Source organism: Pedobacter sp. 05L430, assembly GCF_056397585.1.
Genome location: NZ_JBFTNT010000371.1, coordinates 1 through 3,742 on the forward strand (window position 1 = coordinate 1; position 3,742 = coordinate 3,742).

Consider the following 3,742-nt stretch of genomic DNA (forward strand, 5'->3'; position numbering starts at 1 on the left):
GCAATAAGAATACTTGTCTTGTCATTCATTATTCTACCTAAATTATTCAGGATCTCTTCTTCGGTTCTTGTATCGACAGCCGAAAGGCAGTCGTCAAATATGAGGATCTTCGGTTCTTTGATCAGTGCACGGGCTATGGAAACGCGTTGTTTCTGTCCGCCAGACAAGGTGATTCCTCTTTCACCAAGCATAGTCTCAAATTTAAGCTCAAAATCGATAATGTTGTGATAAACGGCAGCATTCTTTGCAGCTGTTTCAACTTCTTGGTCATTAACCGTATCAAGACCAAAAGCGATGTTATTTTTAATTGTATCAGAAAATAAAAACACTTCCTGAGGTACAAAACCTATCTGGTTGCGATAATCTTGCAAATTAAGGTCTTTTAAGCCCTTGTCGTCAATTATTATCTTACCGCCGTCCACATCATACATCCGCATCAATAAATTAGCCAGCGTTGATTTTCCAGAGCCTGTTCGGCCAATAATTGCTACGAACTGTCCTTGTTCAATTTCAAAGCTTACATTTTTTAAGGCTTCTATGCCGGTATCTGGATAAGTGAAACTTACATTCTCAAATCTGATATTTCCATTTATTACTCTTTTTTCCTGCGTATTAGAATTAATATCGGGCTTAAGCTGTAAAAATTCATTAATTCTTTTTTGCGATGCGGAAGCCCTCTGGATAAGAGTAGTTACCCAGCCAAGCATGGAAACAGGGAAGGTTAACTGGTTAACATATACAATAAACTCTGCAATGTTTCCTGCAGTTATGGAACCATTGATCACTTGCTTTCCGCCAACATAAATAGTAAGGATAGTACTTAAACCCACAAGCAGAAGCATGGTAGGATAAAATAGCGCCTGCACTTTAACAAGGCTCATCGCGCTGTTCTTATAACCTTCACTTTCGGCCGCAAACACTTTTTTTGTATGTGTTTCACGAACATATGATTTTATGACCCTTATACCCGAAAATCTTTCCTGTACAAAACTAGATAGATTGGAAAGCTGCTCCTGAATGAGTTCACTTTTCCGATTGATCATTGTATTCACAAAATAAATTATGATAACCAATGCCGGCAGTGGCAACAAACAAAAGATAGCCAGTGTGGCGTTAACAGAGAACATGGCATAAATGACCAGCAAAAAGAGAACACCCGTATTTATGGCGTACATAATTGCCGGCCCAACATACATCCTTACTCTGTTTACATCTTCAGTAGCCCGGTTCATCAGGTCGCCTGTATTGTTTCTGCGATAAAAACCCAGACTTAGTTCCTGATAGTGTGCATAAATCTCGTTTTTCATATCATATTCAATGTGCCTGGACATGAGTATGATCGTTTGGCGCATAAAAAATAGAAACAGTCCCCTTAGCAGGTAAAGCACCAAAACAAGTGCGCCAAAGTACAGCAAACTATAAGAGAAAATATCGTAAATAACCTCTCGGCGCTCAAATCCGTAAAACAAACCATAAATCTGGATGTTCTCCGTAATTAAATTGAACGCATGGCCAATAACCTGAGCCGGGATTACACCAAAAATATTTGATATAATCACGAAGAAAACTCCTGGAATAATCCACCATTTATATTTATAAAAGTACTTGTTTAAAAACCGGAGGTGTTTCATGAGGAGGTAAAGTTAGCCAAATGAAGATAAATTTTTTAAAGACTTTAGTTAAAACAATGTAAATAATGTTTTTTTGACTAGTTTTGCGGCTTATCTGATAAACAAAATTATATGTCTGGTAATAGTTCTATCGTAAATTCAGTTTTAGATCAAATTGGTGCCTCTGGGCATAAAAAGGTTGTTTATTGTAATGATCCCGATACCGGTTTAAAAGCGATTATTGCTATTCATGATACTACATTGGGCCCTGCAATAGGAGGTACAAGAATGTGGAATTATGCTACCGAAGCTGAAGCACTTGAAGATGTGCTCAGATTATCAAGGGCAATGACATATAAAGCGGCTATCACCGGCCTTAATTTAGGGGGTGGTAATGCTGTAATCATTGGTGATTCTTATAAAGGAAAATCAGAAGCCATGATGCGCAGCTATGGCCGATTCATCAAAAATCTAAACGGAGAATTTATTACTGCTGAAGATGTTGGTACCAATACAAGAGATATGGAATATATCCAAATGGAAACCAAACATGTTACAGGAGTTCCTGAGTCATTAGGAGGAGCAGGTAATCCGGCACCAACTACAGCAAAAGGGGTTTTCCTGGGTATTAAAGCCTGTGTTAAAGAGGTTTTTGGTACTGATATGCTTGCTGGTCGTTCAGTTGTGGTACAAGGTATAGGTAACGTTGGAGAGCACTTGGTTGAGTTACTAAGAGCAGAAAATGTAGAGGTTTACATTAGTGATATTAATGAAGATCGTTTGCAACATGTAGCACGTACCTATAAGGCCAAACCAATTTCTGCAGATAAAATTTTTGGATTAAATGCCGATATTTATGCTCCATGTGCGCTTGGGGCTACGGTAAATTCTAAAACCATTGAAAAAATGAAGTTTGCTATTATTGCGGGTTCTGCTAACAACCAATTAGCTGATGAACAATTGCATGGTAAGCTTCTGTTAGATAAAGGAATTTTATTTGCTCCTGATTATCTGATCAATGCCGGTGGTTTAATCAGTTGTTACTCTGAGCTTACAGGATATGGTAAAAAACGTACAATGCAGCTTACAGAGAACATTTACAATGCTACACGCGATGTAATTAAAATGTCTAAAAAGGATAATATTCCAACAATATGGGCAGCTAACCGCATTGCAGAACAAAGAATAATAGATATAAAGAAAATAAAATCATCATTTTAATAAACAGGTAATTTACCACTCGTTCTTACATTCATGTTAAACAGAAGGCACTTAAGAATTAAAGCTTTGCAAAATATATTTGCTTGGCACATGACAGACAAAAGAGATTTAGCTTCAGCAAAGAAGGCTCTTATGCACAGTATTGATAATGTATATGAAATGTACATATGGATGCTTTCACTTTTAGTAGAGGTTACGGAATATACCGGTGTTGATGCAACAGAACGTGCTAACAAGCACCTGCCTACTGCAGAAGATCTTAATCCGAACTTAAAATTGCAAAACAATAAATTTGCAGTTACTTTAAAGAACAATCCGGACTTCGTTGCTGCTGTAAATAAATACAAAATCAACTGGATGGCGGATCCTGAATTTGTAAAAGCAATTTTTAACTCTTTGAAAGTTACTCCGGAATACACTGCTTATTTAGCAGATGAAGTAAATGATCTGGAAGAATCTAAAACCATTATCAAATACATTTTTAGAAAAATTATTCTTAAAAGCCACAATATTATACAGGCATTTGAAGATAAATTTATCAATTGGTCTGTTGACAAAGAGGTAATGCAGGGAATGGTTGCTAAAACCATCAAAAATTTTACATCAGAAGACGCATTTGCAAACAAACTTACGCCGATCAGTCAGGATTGGGACGAGGATAGCAAATTTGTTGAAGATTTATTTATCTATACCCTTAGGAATGATAAAGATTATCAGGCGCTTATTGCAGAACGTACAAAAAACTGGGAGTCTGAGCGTATTGCCTTAATGGATACAATATTGATGAAGATGGCAATTTGTGAACTGCTAAATTTCCCGTCAATACCTGTTAAGGTAACTATAAATGAATATCTGGATTTATCAAAAGATTACAGTACACCGAAAAGTAATTCATTTATTAACGGTATCTT

3 protein-coding genes are annotated in these 3,742 nt (G+C 36.7%); 2 read left to right on the forward strand and 1 reads right to left on the reverse strand.

The features are described 5' to 3' along the window. Window positions 1–1,631, reverse strand: a 1,631-nt coding sequence (locus AC1DG9_RS24945) for an ABC transporter ATP-binding protein (RefSeq protein ID WP_477635450.1), incomplete at its 3' end; no start/stop codon positions are given. A gap of 111 nt (window positions 1,632–1,742) precedes the next feature. On the opposite strand from AC1DG9_RS24945, the gene AC1DG9_RS24950 reads away from it, so the two are divergent. Together AC1DG9_RS24950 and AC1DG9_RS24955 are read left to right on the forward strand one after the other, a co-directional pair. Further along, window positions 1,743–2,831, forward strand: a complete 1,089-nt coding sequence (locus AC1DG9_RS24950) for a Glu/Leu/Phe/Val family dehydrogenase (RefSeq protein WP_048906948.1) — start codon at window positions 1,743–1,745, stop codon at window positions 2,829–2,831. 90 nt (window positions 2,832–2,921) lie between these two features. Continuing rightward, window positions 2,922–3,742 (forward strand): transcription antitermination protein NusB (locus AC1DG9_RS24955; RefSeq protein ID WP_477635451.1); only part of this gene is annotated, 821 nt, incomplete at its 3' end.

What these genes read in the sequence shown, in the direction of transcription:
- AC1DG9_RS24950 (WP_048906948.1), top strand. Translation starts at nt 1,743, where the DNA reads ATGTCTGGTAATAGTTCTATCGTAAATTCAGTTTTAGATCAAATTGGT.